Here is a 21080-nt window from a genome sequence, read left to right as displayed (position 1 = left end):
GACTGCCTCGAACTGGAACGCGTTCGTCTGCGTGTCGCCGTCGGAAGCGGTGACCGTGTACGTGAGGGTGGTGACCCCCGCGCGCAGCGGGCCGACGGCGGCGCAGGTGACAAAGCCGTCGGCCACTCGGGGCTGCCCGACGGACACCGTGACGCCGTCGGGTCCCGCCCGGCACCGTGCCGGCCGGCTGTCCGCAGTGCTCGTTCAGCGCGGTGAGCCGGTCGGGGCCGGTGGGATGCACGATCACTCGACGCGGGCAGGCCGCCAGCCGCTCGGTCCGCCGGGGCCGCGATGGGTGCGGGTGAGGTCGGCCAGGAGCGCGGGCAGCAGGCGCTCCTCCATGACGGCGTGGCCCGACTCCGCCATGGCACGCGCCAGTTCGGGGTCCCAGGGGCTGGCCGCGGGCGGGCCGCCGAGCGGGGTGGACTGGCCCTGGCCGAGGGCTTCTCGGTAGTCGGCGGCGGTCATGCGCCACGGACGGGCCCCGTGGCGTTCCACGGCGGCGGCGGTGATGCGCAGGCCCGCCCAGTCGAAGTCGGCCCGCCAGTGCAACCGGGCTCCGGCGCGTACCGCGTCGGCGAGCAGCCGGTGGCAGGCGGCGGACGGTACACCCTCGGTGCACACCAGGGACACGCTGCCGGCTTCGAGTTCGGCGGCGGCCGCACGCAGCACGGCCGGGTTCTCGCAGACGAAGATGTCGCCGGGGACGGGGACGACGGGGTCGGATGCGAGCTGGTGGAGGGTGAGCCGGAACGGGATGCCGGAGTCGGCGGCATCGCGCAGCCAGTCGCAGACCACCGTGTCGCCCTCGGGGCGGATGCCCAGGACGAGGACCTGGCTGGCGAGGTCGTCGGCGATCGCGCCGGCGCTCTCCCACAGGGCGCGGCGTCCGGCCCTCTCGCTCGGGACTTCGTCGCCGGTGCGCTGGGCGAGGGCGCGCAGGACGAGCTGTTCGAGCGGGGTGCCGGGGACGAGGGCCTTGGTGTCGCCGGTGGCCCGTTCGGCGAGGACCGGAAGCGGCAGGATGCGGGAGGGTGCCTCGGGGAGGCTTTCGAGTTGCTCCAGGACGCGCACCGCCGCGTCGATCAGGGGTGCGTCCCCGCGGCGCAGGAGGCGGGTGAGGGTGCCGTCGGCGGCGAGGCGGTCCAGCCAGGCCGCGAACCAGCTCTCGGTGGCGAGGCGGCTGGAGCCCGCCGAGGCCAGGATCCGCTCGCGGCGGGCGTCCTCGTCCGCGCGTTCGGCGGGCCGGTCGCGCAGGGGGCCGTTCAGGCGGCCGAGGGTTTGGAGCAGGCCGGTGCCGTAGCGGTCGTAGAGGTAGGTGTCGAGGGCGGTGAGAGGGACCGCGAGGCGTTTGGCGGTCTCGGGGCGGTAGCGGCCGGTGACGCCGATGACGGTGCGGCGCTCGGCCTCGCTGGGGGCGGTGAGGCCGATCTCGCCGTCGAGCGCGCCCGAGGTGCGTTCCACTTTGCGGCGGGCGGCGGCCAGCAGCCGGGTCCAGCCCTCGCCGCGCAGTTCCTCGTAGTCGTGCTGCTCAGTCGGCAACGGCGGCCTCCTCCGGCCTGGGGACGCGGCGGGTGCCGGGTGAGCCGAGGACGGCGGTGAGGTCGCCGATGTCGTCGGCGAGCAGTTTCCCGCCGTCCCAGAGGAGCAGCAGCGCGGAGACGGTGTGGTCGATCGCCGAGTGGGCGAGGTCGTAGTGGGCGGCGGCGGGGACGGAGGCGTGGGCGGCCCACAGGTCGTAGCCGGTCATGAACAGGTCGAGGTCGAACTGTGCGGCCAGCGACATCAGTTCGCCGCGGCCGGTGTCGTCGACGCCGGCGAACGCCTCGTCCAGGGCGAGCAGCCGCGGGGCGTGCGGGTGTGCGGAGTTGAGCATGGCGTGCGCGGCGGCGAACAGCGGCAGGTGCAGCGAGACGGACTGCTCGCCGCCGGAGAGGCGGCTGTGCCGGGCGCGGGTGAGCCGCTCCTCGCTCCTGTCGGGGCGTACGAGCTGGAAGGCGAACTGCCGCCAGCGGCGGTAGTCGAGGACCTGGGCCAGCAGTTCGCGGTAGGGCAGGTCGCGGTGGCGGGCGCGGGCGTTCTTGATCTGCGCGGCGAAGTGGGCGCGGATCCGGGCGAGCCCGTCGGGGCCGAGCCGGGCGGCGTCCGCGTCGAGGAGGGCGCAGACGGCGCGCTGCTCGTCGTCGAGGTCGTCGGCGAGCAGCCAGCTCACGCCGACCGTCGTGCCGGAGGACATCCTGCGTTCGCGCATGTCGGTGTTCATGCGCCGGATGAGGTCGCGGGCGTCGACGGTGCGGTCGTGGATCTGCTGGGCGAGCCGGGTGAGCAGGGCGTCCTCGAGGATGCGCTGCTCGGAGTCGCTGAGCAGTTCGGCCTGGTCGCGGCGGTGTTCGGCGATCTTCTCGGCGAATGAGGCGACGGGCAGCGGGCCTTCCTCGTCGGCGACGCGTACGACGATGACGCCGTCGGAGCCGTCCCACTCGGGCCGGTAGTCCTGTCCGGCGGCGGTGAGTTGGGCCTGCAGGTCGTCCAGGGCCTTCGTCAGGCGGGTGACGGACTGCTTGACGCTGGTCTCGGTGGGGGTGAGGTCGCGGGTGGCGGCCAGGATCGCCTCGTGGACGGCGATCGCCGTGCCGGGCAGCTCGGCGCCTGCCCAGTCGGCTTCCTGGGCGGGCCAGGCGAGGCCGGGCGGGCAGCGCAGGATGTCGAGGAGTTCACGGGCCGCGTACGGGGCGAGGCCACGGGCGGTGTCCTTCTCTTCGGCGGCGGCGACGGAGCGGGCCTCGGCCGCCGCGGTACGGCGGGCCTCGGCGGAGGCGGTGGCGGCGATGGCGGTGTGCAGGGCGGCGGTGGCTGTCTCGGCTTCCCGGACCGCGCCGTCGAGGGCGCCCTCGGCCTCCTGTACCTGGCGCATCACCTCCTGCGCCTCCGCCCCGACGGCCTCCTGGAGGGCGTCGAGCTTGGCGGCCTCCTCGGCGTGGCGGCGTCGCGCGGCGCGCTCGGCGTCCAGGGCGGCTTCCTCGTCCTCGGCGGCGGTGCTCAGCCGGTCGGCGGCGGCTTCGGCGGCCTCCAGCTGCCGGGTGTGTTCGCGGCGGCGGGCGGCGAGTTCGCGTACCGCCGCTTCGAAGGCGCGGGTGGCGGTCTCGACGGCGTCGACGCGGTCGGGGGCGATGCCGTGCTCGGCGGCGGTGCGGCGCAGGGCGCGCTCGGCCACCGAGCAGGCGGCCACGGCCTCGTCGTAGCCGGCCTGGGCGGTGTCTGCGGCCTCGCGGGTGGCGCGCAGCCGGGCGGCGGCCTTGTCGCGTTCGCGCAGCGCGGCGGTGACACCGGTGGTGCGGGGCAGGGCGGCACGGGCCGCGGCGTACGACTCGAGGCGTGCCTCGGTACGGGACTCGTGACGCGCCAGCTCCGCTGTTTCAGCCGCGAGTTCGGCGAGCTGCGCCTCGCAGGCGGCGATGCGGGCGGTGCGGCGGCGCTCACGGGCGGTGGCACCGACGTACTCGGCGTGCTTCTTGACGTGCGCGCCGACGAGGACGCCGGCGACGTACCGGCCGTCCGGGGTGATCTGCGCGGCGCCGGAGTCGGGGTGGGAGGTGACGGCGACGGAGCGCAGGACGGCGGTGACGCGCGCGGCGGGGATCGGCGTGCCGTCCTCGGGGCGCAGCAGGTCGGCCAGGCTGGGTCCGTCGACGGGTGTGCGGGCGTGCAGGTAGCCGTCGCTGTGTCCGGCCGGAACGGGAGTGTCCTCGGCGGTGACGAGGGCGTCGAGGAGGCCGGATGCCTCCAGGGCCGCTTCCAGGCCGGCTTGCTGTTCCCCCGTCAGGTGTTCGGCGAAGTCGACGAGCTGCCACAGCGGTACGCCGGCCCCCAGTGCCTTGAGTGCCTCGGTGGGGGTGCCCCCGGCGGTGGCTGGGGAAGTGCCCCCGTCCTGAGTGCGGTCGGCGGTGCGGCCGCGCGCGGCGGGCGGGGCGTCGTCGTGCTCCGCGGCGATGCGGTCGCGCTCGGACTCGGTCTCGGCGCGGCGGCGTTCGAGGTCGGTGCACCGGGCGTGCACGGCGGCCAGGGTGTCGCGCAACTCCTGCACGGCTGGGGCGGCGGCCTCGGCAAAGGTCTCGGCGAGGGTGGCCGCTTCCCGTTCGCCGGTGAGGTTCTCGCCGGTGACGTTCTCGCCGGTGACGTCGAGGGCTTCGGCGAGGCGCTCTGCGCTGCCCTCGGGCAGGAGCGGGCCGTGGGCCTGCGTCCACCGCGCGAGTGCCTGACGTGCCTGTGCGCGGGCGGCCTCGACCGCCCTCTCGGCGTCGGCCTCGGCGGTTTCGGCGGCGGTGACGGTCTGCTGGGCGCGGTCGAGCGAGCTGCGGGCGAGGTCGCGGGTCTGCTCGGCGCTGCGGCAGTCCTGCTGGGCGGCGCGCGTCGCCCGCACGCCGTCGTGGCGGGCGGTGGCGAGCGCGGCGGACCGCTCGGTGATCCGGGCGGGTTCGGCGTCGGCCGGAGTCCAGGCGATGCCCGCGGTGCGGGCGTGGTCGGCGACGGCGGCGGCGTCACGGGAGACGGCGGCCTCGAGTTCGGCGGCGAGCTGAGCCGCGCGTTCCGCCTCGGCGCGGGCGCGGCCGGTGGCGGCGGTGCGGCGTCCGCGTTCGGCGGCGGACTGCTGGGCGGTGTGCTCGCAGGTGCGCACCAGGCGTTCCAGGTCGGCGAGTTGCTCGACGGCCTGGTAGGCGGCGGAGGAGCGCAACCGGTCGAGGCGGGCGCGCAGGGCGATGAGCGCGGCGTCGGCGCTCTCGGCGCGCGTCTCGGCGGCGGCCTGCTGCTCGCGGGCCGCCGCCAGCTGTGCCGCGGCGGTGTCCAGGGCGGCGGTACGGGCGGCGGTCTCGGTGCGGCGGGCGGTGAGCCGGTCGGCGGCCACGCGGGCGTGGACGCGCAGGTAGGTGGAGTAGCCGGCGAGGAAGGCCCGGGTGGCGTCGTCGGCGGCGACCAGCCCTTCCAGGGTGCGCTGCACGGACTCCATGTCGTCGAAGGAGCGGGCCGCCTCGGCGATGAGGTCGTCGTCCAGCGGGCGCAGGCCCTCGGTGAGGGTGTCGGAGAGCTTGGCCGGGTCGAGGTTCTTGGCGAGCTGCGGGCGGCGCAGCGTGAGGATGAGGGTGAGCAGTTGCTCGTACCGCTCCCGGCCGAGGCCGAACAGCCGCTGGTCGACCGTGGCGCGGTAGTCGGTCGGGGAAGCGATCAGCTCGTGGCCCAGCTCGGCGGCGAGCTGCTTCTTCGTCATCGGCCGGTCGTCGTCGGTGAGGAGGGAGAAGTCCTTCCCGACACGGCCGTCGGTGACGAAGTGCCAGCGGGCGGGGGTGTCGCGGTGGCGCTGGGCGTGCAGGCCGATGCCGCAGGTGACGGCCTCGCCGCTGTCGCGGTGGGTGAACTCGATCCAGACGTAGCCGAGTGCGCTGTCCTGCCCGCGGAAGAGCAGGTTGGACTTCATCGTGCGGTCCTCGGCCGCGAACGGATTGAGCCGCTTGGGGTCGATACGGCCGTCGAGGACGAAGGGGAAGAGCACTTCGAGAGCCTTGGTCTTGCCGGAGCCGTTCGGCCCGCGCAGCACCAGCCAGCCGCCGGCGAAGGAGAACTCCTCGTCCCGGTAGTCCCACAGATTGATGATCCCGGCGCGGGTGGGGACGTAGCGGTCGTCCGAGGTGGGAGCAAGGGTGCTGGCCGGGGTGGTCACGGCGTCGGGTCCTTCACGGTGTCGTCGGCGAACAGGGCGGTCCGGGCTGATCGTGGGGCGGGCACACGGGACTTCACGCGGGCGGTGACCCCGCGGTAGCGGGCGAGGAGCGGAAGCGCGAGGACTCCGCCGTCGACGCGGGCGACCAACGACAAGGCGGCCAGCAGGTCCAGGACCTGGGTGAGCAGCCGGTCCGGGTCCTCGCGCAGGTCGGCGGCGAAGCCCTTGCCGTACTCGCCGATGATCTCCTTGAGCCTGCCGCGCAGCCAGGAGTCGGTGACGAAGGGGTGGCGGGTCTCCTGCGGCTCGTCGCCCTGCCCGTCGGCGGCCGCGTACGGTGTCTCCTCCTCGGGTGCGGAGAGCTCCGCGAGCAGTCCGCGCGCCGGGAGGACCGCGTCGATGCGGCGGGCCCGGGCGGCGAGGCGTTCGGCGGCCGTCGGGGCGGGCAGCAGGTCGGGGGCGTGCCGCCCGGTGCGGCGGGCGGCCTCGCTGATGCGGGCGCCGAGGAGCAGCGCGGCCTGGGCGACCGTGCCGCCGCCGGGGAAACGGATGTCGGACAGTCTGCCGGAGGTGTCGACGAGCGCGACGCCCTCGGCACGGCGCTCCACGGCGAGGCCGGTCAGACGCTCCAGATCCTCGGGGAGTGAAGGGGCGCGCAGCTGGCCGAGCAGGTCGGGCTCGGCGTCGGCGTAGTAGGCGACCGGGTTCTCCAGCACGAGGCGGCGGGCGCGGCGGGCCTGGTCGCGGCGCTGCGTGTGGCGGCCGGTGGCCAGGCCCAGCGCGCTGCCGGAGTCGAGGAGCCCGGTCACCGAGGTGAGGTGCTGCAGGACTCGCGTGGGCTGGTACACGGCGGTGAGGATCTCGCGGTCGATGTCGTACAGGGCCTCCGCACGGTCGGGGTCGCCGGCCCAGGCGGTGGCGGAGCCGTCGGCGAGAGCGAGGGCGCCGCGTTCGGTGAGCCAGGTGACGGCGTCGACGAAGGCGTCCCGGTCGGACTTGCGGGCGGTGTCCAGGCCCAGGCCGTCGATGCGCACGGCGTCGGCGGCGACCGCGTCGGCGAGCTCGCCGAGGGCGACCTGCGCACCGTGGCGGCCGAGGGCGGCGAGGGTGAGGACGAGGTAGGCGTAGCGACGCCGGTCGAAGGGGCGGCCCGCGCGAGTGACGGCGGGTCGCGTCGCGTCCAGATGGTCCTGGGCGCGCAGCAGCCGGGCGGTGTCGGCCGTGGTGACGAGCCGGTAGCCGAGGACCTCCATGAGGTCGCTGCGCAGCTGCTCGGACCAGCGGCGCACGGTCGGCAGGGCCGCCCGGTCCGGGTACTCGGCTGTGATCAGCGGATGCCGCAGGACCAGCCGTACGGCCTTCTGGTAGTCGGCGAGTTCGAGGGGGGAGACGTTCTCGGCGACGCGCTCCGACGCCCGTCGCCCTCCTCCCGCCCGCCGCCCACCGCGATCCGGGTCGGACGTGCTCCGCTCCGCGCTCATGCCGTGACCTCCAGTCGCAGCCCGTCCAGGTGCAGGTTGCCGCGGACGGTGTGCACGGTGGTGGAGCCCTCGGCGGGGGTGAGGGTGAGGCGTACGCCGTGGGCGGAGCCGGAGGCGGCGGAGACGGTGCGGCTGGCCGGGACGCGAGCGGCGAGCGCCACGTCCATCAGCGCCAGCAGGACCCGCGTCTCGGCCTCGTCCAGCACCCTGCCGTGCGCTCCGTCCGCGGCGAGCGAGGCGGCGGCCGTGCGGCGCTCGGCCTGCTGCTTCAACTGCTCGGCGCGCAGCCGTTCCCGACCGGCTTCGTTGCGTTCGATGCGGCCGGGGCCGTGCAGGCCGGGACTGCGGCCGGACTGGACGAGGGTGCGCGCCAGTTCGACCGGTTCGGCCTCCCACCAGGACGTACGTCCCGGGATCAGCTCGGGGTCGGCGTACGGGACGGCGATGTGGCGGGGCGCGCCGAGCCCGAAGACGGCCTGGAAGAGGGCGTGCGCGTCCTCGTCGCTCTCGCAGGAGGTGAACCACTGGGCGAGGTGCCGCAGTTGACTTTCCCGGCTCACTCCGCCGCGGCGGGCCTCGGTGACGCGGCGCAGCAGGGCGAGGACGGAGCGGATGGCGGTGACGGTGGCGTCCTGCAGCCGCTCGGTCTCGCCGTGCTCGCGCTCCGCGAACCAGTGGACGATGCCCTGCCACCGCTGCCGCCAGTCTTCAAGGCGTTCGGCGGGGCTGCGGAAGAGCCGCTCGTCGGCCTCGGCGGCATGCTCGACCATCCGGTCGACTCCGGTGGCGGCGGCCTTCCCGACGGCCTCGGCGAGCAGCGGGGCGTAGCGGCCGAGTTCGGCGGTGAACTCCCGCATGTGCGCCAGCAGGGCGTCCTTGTGGGCGAGGAACACCTCGGGCCGGGTGTCGTTGGTCCGCGCCAGGTCGCCGAGCATCAGGTAGAACCGCGCGGCGCGCTGCGCCATCTCACCCAGTACGGAGTCCAGCCGGCCGAGCTTGCGGTACACCTCCTCGGCGTCGCCGGCGGCGTTGGCGTCGGCCAGCGCGTGAAGGTCCGCGAGGATGTCGGGGAAGACGAGCCGGGAGAGCTGGGCGTCCTCCAGTCGCGCGCCGAGCACGTCCTCCACCGCCCGGTACGCCCGGTAGCCGGCCTGGGTGAACTGATAGACGTAGTGGCGGTTGCGGTACTCGGCGAGGTTCGCGGCGCGCGTCCCGTCGTAGGACCGGTCGAGGAGCTGCCAGTCGGCGAGCGCGTCGAGCAGCGGCTGCACGTCCCCGACCGCCGCCGCGCCGGGATGGTCGGCGGCGAGCCGCTTCACGAGCCCCGCCGCGTCCGAGGCGTGCAGCAGCACCTGGTAGTTGGCGCGCCCCCGGTCGAAAGCCCGCAACAGCCAGAGGTATTCGTGGCGTTTCTCGGCGGCGGCGAAATGGAACAGCCGCAGCCTGTCGTCCAGGGTGAACGCGTCGATGCCGAAGGCGTCCTCGTCGACGGATTCCAGGGCCGCGGACTCGTCGGTCACGGGTGCGGGACTCTCTCGTTCGGTCGGGAAGGGCATGGGCGACACCCAGTCTGACGCACGGGCCGCTGCCTTCTTCAACGCGCTCCTCGCGCTCGCTCCCTGTGCTACCATGCGCTGCCCTTCGCAGCGCCCGCCGAATCTTCCGCCCTCGCAGCGGACAGATCCTGGCGCCGGCCAGCCAGAGAACCGGCCGCTCGGAACCACAGGGACACCCGTAGCGTGGCGCTCACGACGTCGTACGAGTCAGGCGCAGCCACGCGAATTCCGTTAAGGTTGATCTTAATGGAATTGGAGGCCACGCGGCCCGCCCCACCCTCCACTGCCCTCAGGGAGACGGAAGCGGCCCCAGGGCCCGGTCGACCTTCCAGCAGCTCGCCCGGCATCTGAAGCGGGCGGCCACCCCGCGGTCCGGGCAGCCGGTCTGACCGGCGTCGGACTCGGCATCCGGCACCACCGCCTGCCCACCTCCTGCCCACCGCCGGTGCCGGCGGTGGGGACCCGGATACCCCGAGACGGCTCGCCCGGACTCGGCCACGAGGGCCCGAGAAACAATCGGACGGCGATGTCGAGAAGCCGCGGTCGGCTCCGTCCCCGCGGTGAAGGCGACCACAATGGGTCGCACGAGCACCGAGGGGAAACACGATGGCCAAGTACTTGCTGCTCAAGCACTACCGGGGCGCTCCGGCTCCGGTCAACGACGTGTGCATGGACCAGTGGACGCCGGAGGAGATCTCGGCGCACATGCAGTACATGCGCGACTTCGCGGCCCGGCTTGAGGGGACCGGCGAGTTCGTCGACGCTCAGGCGCTCGCCCCCGAGGGGACATGGGTCCGGTACGACGGTGAGGGGCGGCCGCCGGTGACCGACGGCCCGTTCGCCGAGACCAAGGACCTCATCGCCGGCTGGATGGTGATCGACGTCGACGGCTACGAGCGCGCCGTCGAGCTGGCCGGGGAGCTGTCGGCCGCCCCCGGGGCCGGCGGGAAACCGATCCACGAATGGCTGGAGGTGCGCCCGTTCCTGGCCGCGCCACCCACCATCACGGAGTGACCTCCCAGATGAACGAGGCCCTCCTCCGGAGCCTCACGCCGAGCGTGCTCGCCATCCTCGTCCGCCGCGGAGCCGACTTCGCGGCGGCCGAGGACGCCGTGCAGGACGCGCTGGTCGAGGCGGTCCGCGTCTGGCCGGCCGATCCTCCGCGGGATGCGAAGGGCTGGCTGGTCACCGTGGCGTGGCGCCGGTTCCTCGACGCGACCCGGGCGGACGCCGCCCGCCGCCGGCGTGAGGATCTCGTCGAGGAGGAGCCGGCGCCCGGGCCCGCGCCCGCGGTGGACGACACGCTCCTGCTCTACTTCCTGTGCGCCCACCCGTCGCTGACGCCGGCCTCCGCGGTCGCGCTCACGCTGCGCGCCGTCGGCGGGCTCACCACCCGCCAGATCGCCCAGGCCTACCTGGTGCCCGAGGCGACCATGGCCCAGCGCATCAGCCGGGCCAAGCGCACCGTCTCCAGCGTCCGGTTCGACCAGCCCGGCGACGTCGCCACCGTACTGCGCGTCCTCTACCTGGTCTTCAACGAGGGCTACTCCGGCGATGTCGACCTCGCCGCCGAGGCCATCCGGCTCACCCGGCAGCTCGCGGCTCGGGTCGACCACCCCGAGGTGGCCGGGCTGCTCGCCCTCATGCTGCTCCACCACGCCCGGCGCGCCTCCCGGACAGCGCCCGACGGCAGCCTGGTGCCGCTCGCCGAACAGGACCGAGGCCGGTGGGACACCGGGTTGATCGCCGAGGGCGTGGAGATCCTGCAGACGGCCCTCGCCCGCGACCGCCTGGGCGAGTTCCAGGCCCAGGCCGCCATCGCCGCCCTCCACGCCGACGCGCCCACCGCCGAGGAGACCGACTGGGTGCAGATCGTCGAGTGGTACGACGAGCTGCTGCGCCTGACCGACAGCCCGGTCGTCCGGCTCAACCGCGCGGTGGCCGTCGGCGAGGCCGACGGACCGCGCGCCGGGCTGGCGGCGCTCGCGGCGCTGGACGGCTCCTCCCCGAGTCCTCCGAGCGGGGGATACCCCATGCCCCGCCACACGGCGGTGGCCGCCTACCTCCACGAGCGCGACGGCGACCGGGCGACGGCGGCACGGCTGTACGCCGAGGCGGCCCACAAGGCACCCAACCTCGCCGAGCGCGAACACCTGACCCGCCAGGCCGCCCGGCTCAACTCCCGCCGGTGACGCCGGCGGGTCGCGCTCGGAATTCACGTTTCCCTGCCCTGATCCGGCCAAGTGTCTGAGCCCGGCTGTGCGCGAGGGGAGACGACATGACGAGGAGGACCGCCGATGCGCCCCTGTGGACTCCTCGACGCCGAGACGGTGAGCGACCACCGCCTCCAGGAGGACCACGCGGACGGCGTCTTCACCAGCCGGGCCGACCTCGCCGCCTGCCTCCTCGCGCAGGCCGGGGACCGGCGGTGGAGCGGCAGGCGAGTGGCGGTGACGACCGCCGAAGGGGCCCCGGCCCTGTGGCAGCTCATAGGGCGCGAGGCATTCGGCAGGAGCCCGGAATGAGCCGTCGGCCCCGGCGCCCGGAAGGCGGCTTCAGCCGTGGCGTCCGACACCGCGATCGGGTGCGCTCATGTCCCCCGTCCCGGGCGTGCCGTCGGCGAGCCCGTAGCGCAGGTACACGATGCCCTTCGGGCCGGCTGCCGGCGGTTCGAGGAGCGTGACGTTCGTGGGCACCGCGCCGCCGTCGAACACCTTCTTCCCCACGCCGAGCACGATCGGGTGCACCCAGAGGTCGAGACGGTCGAAGAGCTTCTCGCGCAGGAGGGTCTGCACCAGGTTCAGGCTCCCGACGACCTTCACGTGCTCGTGCCGGTCACGGATCTCCCGCACTGCGCCGGCCAGATCCGGGCCGAGCTGCGTGGACCCGGCCCACGAGAGGTCGGGCTTGCCGCGGGAGGCCACGTACTTCGGGACGCTGTTGAAGAGCGTGGCGATCTCGTTGTCCTCGCCGCCCTCCTGGTGCGGCCAGTAGGCGGCGAAGATGTCATACGTCCGCCTGCCGAGCAGGAGGGCGTCCGTGCCCTCGTACGCGGCACCGACCTGTGCCCCGGCGACCTCGTCCAGCAGAGGGGCCTGCCAGCCGCCGAACGGGAACCCCGCCGGGTCCTCGTCGGGGCCGCCGGGCGCCTGCCCGACGAGGTCGAGGGTGGCGAACAGTTCGATGTGGATGAGGCCCATGGCTTGCTCCCGATGAATCGGTCTTGTCCCGGTCGGAAGGTAGACCCGTCGGGTCCGGCGGACTCATCGCCGCGGCGGCGGCCGGCTTCGTGGGCGTCACGGCCCGGTCAAGGCTCGGCAATGGCTGGTGCGGCCGTTGAACATTCCGCGGGCCCGGCTCGTACGGCGGGTGGATCCGTCGTGCCGGGTGACCGGATTTCCCTCCGTCCCGCTGAGAAGGGTCCGCGCCGTCATGACCATCGTGTGCCCCGCACGATGGTGGGTTCCTCCCGACGGAGGAAAGGACAGTGAGGAGCAGCCCAGTGCCCCGTGAGGACTTGACGCAGGCGTCGCGCGGTTCGCGGCGAGAACGTGCCCGACGCTGGAAACGGTCCAAGGTGTCGCTCGCTCTGATCGGCGGGCCGGTGCTTCTGGCAGTCGTCGCGGGTTCCGTGTTCGCCGCGGAGAGCCGTGATCAGCGGCATCCGCAGGAGAACCGGCGGGCCCTGGCGCAGCCCGCGCCTGCCGGCAGACCCGATCCGGACTGCACCCTGCTGGTCCCCGACAGGCCCCTCACCGCCCGCGGCCTGGCCACGCCGTACCGACTCGTCGCAACCGATCCGGCACAGGGGCCGTGCCATGAGGCCAACCCCGATCAGTCGGCGTTCGTGGAAGCGGCGATCCTCACCCGGGACGGCAAACTGACCCTCTACCACCCGTTGGTGATCGACAAAGGAACGAGGCCGGCCGCGCGGACCGCCCGCCCCTCGGTGCCGAAGGGCTCGACCGTCGGTATCTGGTTCGGTTTCAACAATGCGAATCTCGTCTTGCGGACGAGCGGTCGCTCCGACAGCCTCGCCCAGGGCAACTGCGTCAACGGCCTGCGCCGATCGGTCTTCGGCCAGTTCGCTTACTGCAATGCGCCGGCATTCTTCCGGGCCGCCAACGCCCAGATCGCCAAGGGGCACCTCAGGATTCCGGCGCTCGGGACCGCCAGGGACGGCCTGCCCTGTCCGACCACGAGGGACTTCTTGGTCGTGGACCAGGACGGAAGCGACAACGTGGTGACCCACTACCTCGCCGACGCACACGGCCGCATCGCCCAGAACAACGCCGCGAGCCGGGCGGCCCTCAAGAGGGCGGCGCGACTGGCCAACCGCGGCGACCGCCACCACCGTCACAACGGCAAGGCCCGGTCGGCGGCCACCAGCACCCCCAAGGATCTGGCCAACGGCAGCGACAACCTGCTGCTGACCCAGTTCATGGACCCGGCTCTCGGCTGCAAGCCGTTCACGGCGCCCGACCAGTCCGGCGACGGCCTCGCCACGTCCGCCCTTGCGCTGGACGAACTGTCCGCCGCGGCCGGCCAGAAGGCTCCGATCGCGCTGGTCCCGCAGAACGACCCGATGACGCTCGTCGACGGCCGCGGCAGCGTCGCGAAGACCGACGCGTACCGCGCGGGCGTCGGCATGCCCGCGATCGGTGCCGGCGCCGAAGGCGACGGAGCGGCCTTCTGCACCACCCTCTTCCGCGACCCGGCCGGCGTCCGGCGTGTCTTCAGGGACAGGGCGCTCTTCGAGAAGGCGCCCTCGCCGGATCCCGCCACGGCGCCGAACCTCTTCGCCTTCCTCGCCGCACGGGCCAACCAGACCTTCACCAACCTGGGCTGCGATCGGCTCCTCGGCGCCGCCGACCCCGTCGTCCTCACGAGGAACGCGGACGGCCTGGTGACCGATGCGGTGCTGGCACCGCTGGGCCACACGCCCCCCTCGGCCGCCCCCTCGGCCACCCTCACGACCGGTGCTTCGCCCTCCGCGTCGCCGAGCACCCCGCCGGCCGGCACGAGCGACGCTCCGACCGCCCCGTCCACCACGGCCGCCTCGCCCACGGGCACCCCCGTCTCCCCGTCCTCCCCGTCCTCCCCGTCGCCGGAAGCGTGGCAGTCCCGGCCACAACAGTCACGAAAAGTGAGATAGCACTACATACCGTTGACCGGATGGGCGCAGACTCCCCAGGACAGATGAAATCGCCTAAATTGTTCGCATTAGAGTGCGTGCGACGGATGTAGATCGCAGCAGGTCCACACCCGATCGCATACGGCCCAGCTGATACCCACGCGGTGAGCGGAGGCGACGATCGGCCGTGGTGAATGCCAGAGGCGGCGATGCGGACAGCACAGGCCCGGCGCGGCCCTTGGAGCGACACCGCATCCGGATGCGGCTGCTCGACGCCGTGGACGAGGACCGGCGCGATGTCGAGGTGCTGCTGACCGCGCTCCAGCAAGCGGTTGCCGAGGTGGACGGCCTGGGCGGCATGGTGCATCTTCCGGGCGGCGGCATGAGCGGCATCCTCTACCTGGTCGCCGACAGTGGCCTGCCGGAACCGCTGACCCGGCCCTGGCTGATCATCCCGGCCCGGGGCACGGCGCCGCCCAGCAGGGCCGCCCGCAACGACACCGTCACCTGGCAGCCTGTCCTGGCCCCGCCTGACCCGGTGCCGGGCCGGGACCCCGCCGCCCTGTGGCCTTCCCGGCTCTCCGCCGGCATCGGTCACCTGGCCGTTCCCATTCCGGGCGGTGGCCGGCGACGCGGCGCGCTCTCCGTCCTCTTCGCCCCGGGCGGCGAGCCCGGGGCGGCGGAGCGCGCGTTCCTGAACGAGGTGGCGGCCTGGATGTCCGGGAGGCTCAGGTCGTCCGGGATCCTCAATCCGTCCCCCACCCTGCTGCGCGCCCTGGAGAACGGGCCGGGACCGCAGGAGGACGTCTCCCCTTGGGAGGTGGAAGAGGGTCCCTCCCTCACGTACACCTGGGACCTGCGCACCGGCGAGCTGTCCGCCGACCGGCCCGTCGAGAAGGTGCTGGCCGGCATCGATCCGGAGGTGATGAGCGGCGGCATCGAGGCGTGGGCGGCGCTGATCCACCCGGACGACCTGCCGGGGGCGGTGACGGGCTTCGACACGGGCATCCTGCTGCGCGGCGGCTTCCAGGACGAGTACCGGATCCGGCGCCAGGACGGCACATACCTCTGGGTCGAGGCCAGTGCCCGGACGATCACGGATGAAGAGGGGAGCCCGGTGAAGGTGATCGGCACCCTCCGGGACAGCAGCGAAACGCACACCGCCGCCGAGTCGGTGGGACGGGCGCTGCGGCACATGAGCGACGGCTTCGTCTCCCTGGACAGGGACTGGCGCATCGGATTCCTCAATCATGCCGCCGAGCGGCTCTTCGGCGCCGCGGGAGACGTGGCCGGAGCCCTGTTCTGGAACGTTCCCGCGGTACGGGCCGTGCCGGGGCTGGAGCAGCGGTGCCGGGCCACGGCGGCCGAGGGCCAGCCGGCCGGATTCGACGTACCGTGGCCGGACGGGACGTCCTGGTACCACCTGCGGCTGGTGCCGGTGCCGGAGGGCCTCACGCTCTACATCACCGACACCACCGAGCGGCATCTGCGGGAGGTCGAGCGGGCCGCCGCGGAGCGGGCGGCAGCAAAGCGGGCGGCCCTGGTGCAGCGGATCACGCGGGAGCTGGCCGAGGCCGTCACGGCCCAGGATGTGATGGCGGCGGTGGCAGACGGCGTGATGACGCCCCTCGGGGGCACCGGACTCATCATGCTCGGCGTGGTCGGCGACCGGCTGACGGTGATCGGCTCGCGGGGGTACCCGGAGCGCTTCACCCGGCTGATGGACAGGCAGTGGACGGTGAGGGACACCACGAACCCGGTGGGGGACGCCCTGCGCACCCGCACCCCCCTCTGCGTCTCCTCCCCGGAGGAGATCCTGAAGCGTTACCCGGGCACCGAGATCCTGATCCGGGAGGGCGGCAAGCAGGCGTGGGCGATTCTGCCGCTGGCGGTATCGGGGCGCGGGATCGGCGCGGCGGTGATCTGCTTCAGCCGGCCGCGGGTGCTGGACGATGACGAGCGAACACTGCTGACCGCGGTCAGCGGACTGATCGCGCAGGCCCTGGAGCGGGCCGGGCTCTACGACGAGGCGAAGACCCGGGCCCGTACCCTGCAGCGCAGCCTGCTGCCGCAGGCACTGCCCGAGCTGCCCGAGGTGACGGCGGCGGCACGCTACCAGCCGGCCAAGCAGGGAGCCGATGTCGGCGGCGACTGGTACGACGTGATCCCGCTCTCCGCGGCCCGGGTGGCGCTCGTGATCGGCGACGTGATGGGCCACGGCATGGCCGAGGCCGCCACCATGGGCAGGCTCCGCACGGCCGTCCGCACCCTCTCGGAGCTGGAGCTGCCGCCCGACGAAATCCTCGACCACCTCAACGACATCGTCGGCGAGCCGGGCACCGATGCCCTCGCGACCTGTCTGTACGGCGTCTACGACCCGGTGACCCGGCGTCTGTCGTACGCCAGCGCCGGTCAGCCGCCGCCGGCGGTGGCCCACCCCGACGGCACCGTCACCTTCCTGCCCATGGCCCCGGACCCGCCGCTGGGGGTGGCAACGCCGCCCTTCGAGACCCTTGAGACCCTGCTGCCCGCCGACAGCCTGCTCGCCCTCTACAGCGACGGCCTGGTCGAGAGCAAGGACAGGGATGTCACCACCGGCATGAGCCGCCTCGCCGAGCTCCTCATCGACTCCGTGAACGCCAGGCCGGCCTCACCGGCGGACGCGGCCGAGCTGGACACCCTCTGCGCCACCATCACCTCCGCCCTCCTGCCCGCCCACGGCGCGCTGGTCGACGACGCTGCCCTGCTGCTGGCCCGCACCCACCCGCTGGACGCGGAGAACGTCGCCGAGTGGCCGTTGCCGGAAGACCCGGTGGCGGCGGGCCAGGCCCGCGACCTGGTCCGCACCCAGCTCGCCGACTGGGAGCTGGCCGACGAGGATCTGATCACGACCACCGAGCTCCTGGTCAGCGAGCTGGTCGGAAATGTGATCCGGCATGCCTGCGGCCCCATCCGGCTGCGCATGCTCCGCAGTCGCGCACTGATCTGCGAGGTCTCCGACGCCAGCCTGACCACGCCGCACGTCCGCCACACCTCCGCCACCGACGAGGGCGGCCGCGGACTGCAGCTCATCTCCGCGCTCTGCCAGCGCTGGGGCACCCGCCACACCCGCACCGGCAAGTCCATCTGGACCGAACAGCCCCTCCCCACCGCCCCGGTCTGATTCAGCCTCGCGCCGCGACGAGCTCCGCCTCGCACCGCGACGGCCTCCGGCTGTACCGGACCTGCGGCACCGGCCACCCGGCACACCACCGGCTGCTCGACGGCGGCCTGCGGGCGCTCACGGCCGAGGGGGCGGGATCGGCGGGGGTGCCGGCGGCAGTGGCTGTTCCGTCCAGATGACCTTGCCGTCGGAGGTGTAGCGGGTGCCCCAGCGTTCGGTGAACTGGGCAACGAGGAAGAGCCCGCGGCCGCCCTCGTCCTCGCTCCTGGCCCTGCGCAGCCTGGGCGAGGTGCTGCTGCCGTCGGACACCTCGCAGATCAGCGCGCGGTCGCGGAGCAGCCGCAGCCGCACCGGGCCGGTCGCGTGGCGGATGGCGTTGGTGACCAGTTCGCTGGCGACCAGCTCGGTGGTGCAGGAGAGTTCGTCCAGGTGCCAGGCGGCCAGTCGCTTAGTGACGGCCGCGCGGATGCGGGGGACGACCGCCGGGTCGCTGGGCAGTTCCCACTGGGCGACCTGCTCCGGCCCCAGGGCGCGGGTACGGGCGACCAGCAGGACCACGTCGTCGCGCGGCCGGTCGGGGAGCAGTGCGTCGAGGACCGCCTCGCAGGTGTCGTCCGGCGTGCGGTCGGGGCAGGCCAGAACGGTGCGGAAGCTCTCCAGACGGGTGTCGGGGTCGCGGAGCCGGTCCTCGATCAGACCGTTGGTGTACAGCACCAGTTGGCTGCCCTCGGGCAGGTTCAACTCGACGGTCTCGAAGGGCGTGCCGCCGAGGCCGAGCGGCGGTCCGGACGGGAGGTCGACGAAGTCCACCGTGCCGTCGGGCCCGACCACCGCGGGCAGGGGGTGCCCGGCGCGGGTGAGGGTGCAGTGCCGCGACACCGGGTCGTAGACGGCGTACAGGCAGGTGGCCCCGGCGATTTCGGAGTCGGTGTCCTCCTCCGCCCAGCCCTCGGCCCGGTCAAGCTGCGCGACCAGGTCGTCGAGGTGGGTGAGGAGTTCGTCGGGCGGCAGGTCCAGGGCGCAGAAGTTGTGCACGGCGGTGCGCAGCCGGCCCATGGTGGCGGCCGCGTGCAGGCCGTGACCGACGACGTCTCCGACCACCAGCGCCACCCGGGCCCCGGACAGCGGGATGACGTCGAACCAGTCGCCGCCCACGCCGGCCTGCGCGGGCAGGTAGCGGTAGGCGACCTCGACGGCGCTCTGCTCGGGCCTGCCCCGGGGCAGGAGGCTGCGCTGCAAGGCGAGGGCGGTGTTGTGCTCGCGGGTGTAGCGGCGGGCGTTGTCGATGGAGATCGCGGCGCGTCCGACCAGTTCCTGGGCCAGGGACAGATCGTCGTCCTCGAAGGGGGCGGGCTTCTCGGAGCGGTAGAAGCTCACGACGCCGAGGGTCGTGCCACGGGCCCGCAGCGGCACGGTGATCAGGGAGTGCATGCCGGCGGAGAGTATCCGTGCGGCCCGTGCGGAGTCCTGGGCCATCCAGCCGCCGGCCTCGGTGAGGACGGGCTCGAGCACGGACTGGTGGCTCTCCAGGCTGCGGGCCTGCGGCGTGGAGGGGATGTAGCGAACGGTGTCGCCGACGCCGTACAGATGGGACCCGTCGTGTACGGCCCCCAGCGCGACGCGGCGCAGCGGGGTGTTGGGGGCGAGAGGGCCCGGCTCCTCGCCGCGCAGCACGGAGTCGGGCAGGTCGACGACGGTGAAGTCCGCGAACCGGGGCACGGTCACCTCGGCCAGTTCCTCGGCGGTGCGGGTGACGTCCAGGGTGCTGCCGATGCGGACGCCGGCGTCGTGCAGCAACTCCAGGCGTCTGCGGGCCAGGACGGCCAGCCGGCCCACGCCGGGCTCCCCGACGAGCAGCAGCCAGCCGTCGTCGGACGCGGGCTTCAGGGCGGGGCCCTCGGCGGAGCCGGGGGCCCCGCCGGTCTCGTCCGGTCCGGGCCGGGGCTGTAGCTGTAGCTGTGGCGCGGGCGGGGGCGGGGTGTACGGCCGGCCGGCGGTGGGCGTGGCCGGGGGCGGGGCCCACGGAGGCGGGATCGGGGCCGGGACCGTGGGCACGGCCGTTCCTGCGAGGGGAGGCGCGGGGGCGGCCGCTGCGGGGGACGGCGGCGCCGGGGCGACGGCCGCCGCGTGAGGCGGCCCGGTCGGCGCCGGGACGGGCAGTCCGCCCTCCGCGGGGCCGAACACGGCCGGAACCGGCGGCACGCCCTCGCCGCACGGCACTGGAACCGACGGCACGCCCGCGGCGGGGCCTGAGGGAGCCGGCGCCTGCGGCACGCCTGCGGCCGGCCCCGGGGGAACGGGAGCCGGTGGCACGCCATCGGCCGGCCCGGGCGGGGCCGTGGCCGGTGGCACGATCGCGCCGGTCGAAGGCGCCGGGCCGAGCGTCATGGTGCCCGTCTCGAAGTCCAGGGGGCGCAGACGCGGGCCGCCGAGTATCCGTGCCTCCACGGCCACGCCCGTCTCGCCGGCCGCTCCGGTGACCAGGCGGCGCAGGAGGGTGGCGGTCCGGCCGCCGGACAGGGACACCTGGTCCATGGTGCGGTGCGGTGCGGCGATGAGTTCCTCGGCCTTCTCCCGCAGCACGGCCAGGTCGATCCTGGTGAGCTCGCCCCGGTCGGCGGTGCTCCCGGGGGCTGCCGGGGAGTCGTGGTCGGACTGGTGGGGCCAGCCGTCGGGGCCGGTCGTCCCGCCGCCGGCCCTGCGGTAGGCGGCCAGGAGCGCCTGCTCCCGTTCCGTGGCCTGTTCCAGCAGCCGCGTCTCGATGTCGCGCACGGCCCCGCGGACCAGGTGCAGCATGGCGGGGTCGCCGTCGCAGCGCAGCGTGGTCAGGTCGAGGACGGCCTCGATGCGGCCGCTGAGGGGGTCGCGGACGGGTGCGCCGGCGCAGGCGAACGGTTGCAGGCAGTCGGCGAAGTGCTCCCGGCCGACGACGTAGAAGGGGCTCCGCCCGGCCAGCGCGGTGCCCACGCCGTTGGTGCCCGCGAACTGTTCCGAGGCGTCGCAGCCGGGGGTGAAGCGGACCGCGTCGAGGCGTTCGCGCAGCCGGCGGCTGCCGCCGAAGCGCTGGACGATGCGGCCCTGGCCGTCGCAGAGCACGACGGTCATGCTCATCTGGGCGATGGAGTCGACCAGGTCCTTCAGGACGGGTTCGGCCGCGCGCAGGAACCGGTCGTCGAGCACCGGCTCCGCGTGCGGGATCAGCAGCCGGTGCGGTTCGAGCCCCACGGATCTGCACCGCTTCCAGGAGTCGAGCACGGCGTCCCTGACGTCGGCGTCGACGAGGGCGCCGGTCAGAAAACGCTCATGGGCATCGACGAGTCCGCCGATGTCGTCCCAGGCGACGGACAACGAGATCACTCCCTGCACCCGGAGGTACCTCGTCGAACGCACCGCCGCCCGGCCCGCCGCGGGGACACCTCCAAGCGTTTTTCACAGTAGACACGATATGACGCATATCATAATTTTCACGTATCTCATGTCGATATCCCACTGGATGGACAATATGTCCCGTTCCGTGCCCCGGCGGCCGCGCCATGCCCGCGGTCCCGTCCTGCCGCCTGCGGTCGACGACTCGTACGCCCGGACGAATTCCCTTGGCTGCGGGGTCAGTTGACGCAAAGTTCAGTGGAAGCGGCGATGCCCGGGGGCAGAGGTGCATGGCGCAGCAGACGGGGCCCGACGGGCCGCAGATCACCGACACCGCGGTCGACTGCACGGCCGAGTACCTGATCCAGATCGGGATCCTCGAAGGCGCGGCACACCGCCCGGCCGGCCCGGGGGGCGGCGTGCGCGAGGCCCCGGCCGTCCGCGCAGGCGGGGTCGCCGCTGACGCAGACGTACGCGATCTGCGTGCCGGTGACGGTCCGGAAGCAGTGCGGGCACACCCAGGTGCGGCGCCACGGCAGTCTCATGTGCTCTCCCCCTGTACGCCCTCGACGACCTCGGGTCCTGCGTCACTTCGGGCCCTGTGTGACGCGGGGCCTGTGTGACCCGGGGCCTGTGCGACGCGGGGCCTGTGTGACCCGGAGCCTGT

The 21080-nt window shown here is 73.8% G+C and carries 12 protein-coding genes; 5 read left to right on the top strand and 7 right to left on the bottom strand.

Annotation, left to right across the window (positions count from 1 at the left end):
- Positions 1-243: 243 nt before the first annotated feature.
- Genes ACFSL4_RS33230 through ACFSL4_RS33215 form a run of 4 tightly spaced genes read right to left on the bottom strand, consistent with a single transcriptional unit; the run spans position 244 to position 8714 of the window.
- Positions 244-1542: a TIGR02679 family protein gene (locus tag ACFSL4_RS33230; RefSeq protein WP_381091260.1), complete on the bottom strand. Its 1299-nt coding sequence runs from the start codon at positions 1540-1542 to the stop codon at positions 244-246.
- Positions 1532-5713, bottom strand: coding sequence for a TIGR02680 family protein (locus tag ACFSL4_RS33225; protein WP_381091258.1), 4182 nt, complete (start codon positions 5711-5713; stop codon positions 1532-1534). Before ACFSL4_RS33225 ends, ACFSL4_RS33230 begins: the two co-directional genes overlap by 11 nt.
- On the bottom strand, positions 5710-7194 hold the full coding sequence (locus tag ACFSL4_RS33220) for a TIGR02678 family protein (RefSeq protein WP_381091256.1): 1485 nt from the start codon (positions 7192-7194) through the stop codon (positions 5710-5712). The genes ACFSL4_RS33225 and ACFSL4_RS33220 overlap by 4 nt, the downstream gene beginning before the upstream one ends.
- A complete protein-coding gene (locus ACFSL4_RS33215; protein ID WP_381091254.1) occupies positions 7191-8714 on the bottom strand; it encodes a TIGR02677 family protein in 1524 nt (507 codons plus the stop codon). Before ACFSL4_RS33215 ends, ACFSL4_RS33220 begins: the two co-directional genes overlap by 4 nt.
- A gap of 642 nt (positions 8715-9356) precedes the next feature.
- On the opposite strand from ACFSL4_RS33215, the gene ACFSL4_RS33210 reads away from it, so the two are divergent.
- The 3 genes from ACFSL4_RS33210 to ACFSL4_RS33200 all read left to right on the top strand — a co-directional run bounded on the left by ACFSL4_RS33210 (position 9357) and on the right by ACFSL4_RS33200 (position 11275).
- Positions 9357-9764, top strand: a complete 408-nt coding sequence (locus ACFSL4_RS33210) for a YciI family protein (RefSeq protein ID WP_381091252.1) — start codon at positions 9357-9359, stop codon at positions 9762-9764.
- A gap of 8 nt (positions 9765-9772) precedes the next feature.
- Positions 9773-10942, top strand: a complete 1170-nt coding sequence (locus tag ACFSL4_RS33205; protein ID WP_381091328.1) for an RNA polymerase sigma factor — start codon at positions 9773-9775, stop codon at positions 10940-10942.
- Between the two features lie 105 nt (positions 10943-11047).
- A complete protein-coding gene (locus ACFSL4_RS33200; protein WP_381091250.1) occupies positions 11048-11275 on the top strand; it encodes an NAD(P)-dependent oxidoreductase in 228 nt (75 codons plus the stop codon).
- 30 nt (positions 11276-11305) lie between these two features.
- Here the strand turns inward: ACFSL4_RS33200 and ACFSL4_RS33195 are convergent, their stop codons facing one another.
- Complete coding sequence (locus tag ACFSL4_RS33195) at positions 11306-11950, bottom strand: dihydrofolate reductase family protein (RefSeq protein ID WP_381091248.1); 645 nt, start codon at positions 11948-11950, stop codon at positions 11306-11308.
- Positions 11951-12327: 377 nt separating this feature from the next.
- On the opposite strand from ACFSL4_RS33195, the gene ACFSL4_RS33190 reads away from it, so the two are divergent.
- Together ACFSL4_RS33190 and ACFSL4_RS33185 are read left to right on the top strand one after the other, a co-directional pair.
- On the top strand, positions 12328-13905 hold the full coding sequence (locus ACFSL4_RS33190) for a hypothetical protein (protein ID WP_381091246.1): 1578 nt from the start codon (positions 12328-12330) through the stop codon (positions 13903-13905).
- 238 nt (positions 13906-14143) lie between these two features.
- Positions 14144-17047 carry a SpoIIE family protein phosphatase gene (locus ACFSL4_RS33185; RefSeq protein WP_381091244.1) on the top strand — a complete coding sequence of 968 codons (2904 nt, stop codon included), beginning with the start codon at positions 14144-14146 and terminating at the stop codon, positions 17045-17047.
- A gap of 117 nt (positions 17048-17164) precedes the next feature.
- On the opposite strand, the gene ACFSL4_RS33180 is transcribed toward ACFSL4_RS33185, so the two are convergent.
- Entirely contained in the window at positions 17165-20404 is a 3240-nt protein-coding gene (locus tag ACFSL4_RS33180) for a SpoIIE family protein phosphatase (RefSeq protein WP_381091326.1), read from the bottom strand.
- A 248-nt stretch (positions 20405-20652) separates the two neighbouring features.
- A complete protein-coding gene (locus ACFSL4_RS33175) occupies positions 20653-20958 on the bottom strand; it encodes a hypothetical protein (protein WP_381091242.1) in 306 nt (101 codons plus the stop codon).
- Between the last annotated feature and the right edge of the window lie 122 nt (positions 20959-21080).

This window comes from Streptomyces caeni (genome assembly GCF_042678285.1).
Classification (GTDB): Bacteria; Actinomycetota; Actinomycetes; order Streptomycetales; family Streptomycetaceae; genus Streptomyces; species Streptomyces caeni.
The sequence above is the reverse complement of the archived record's forward strand: the minus strand, read 5'-3'. Positions and strand labels throughout refer to the sequence as shown.

Excerpts from the sequence above, each read along its gene's own strand:
- ACFSL4_RS33205 (WP_381091328.1), top strand. The coding sequence starts at position 9,773 with ATGAACGAGGCCCTCCTCCGGAGCCTCACGCCGAGCGTGCTCGCCATC.
- ACFSL4_RS33195 (WP_381091248.1), bottom strand. The coding sequence starts at position 11,950 with ATGGGCCTCATCCACATCGAACTGTTCGCCACCCTCGACCTCGTCGGG.
- ACFSL4_RS33220 (WP_381091256.1), bottom strand. The coding sequence starts at position 7,194 with ATGAGCGCGGAGCGGAGCACGTCCGACCCGGATCGCGGTGGGCGGCGG.
- ACFSL4_RS33210 (WP_381091252.1), top strand. The coding sequence starts at position 9,357 with ATGGCCAAGTACTTGCTGCTCAAGCACTACCGGGGCGCTCCGGCTCCG.
- ACFSL4_RS33200 (WP_381091250.1), top strand. The coding sequence starts at position 11,048 with ATGCGCCCCTGTGGACTCCTCGACGCCGAGACGGTGAGCGACCACCGC.
- ACFSL4_RS33185 (WP_381091244.1), top strand. The coding sequence starts at position 14,144 with ATGCGGCTGCTCGACGCCGTGGACGAGGACCGGCGCGATGTCGAGGTG.
- ACFSL4_RS33175 (WP_381091242.1), bottom strand. The coding sequence starts at position 20,958 with ATGAGACTGCCGTGGCGCCGCACCTGGGTGTGCCCGCACTGCTTCCGG.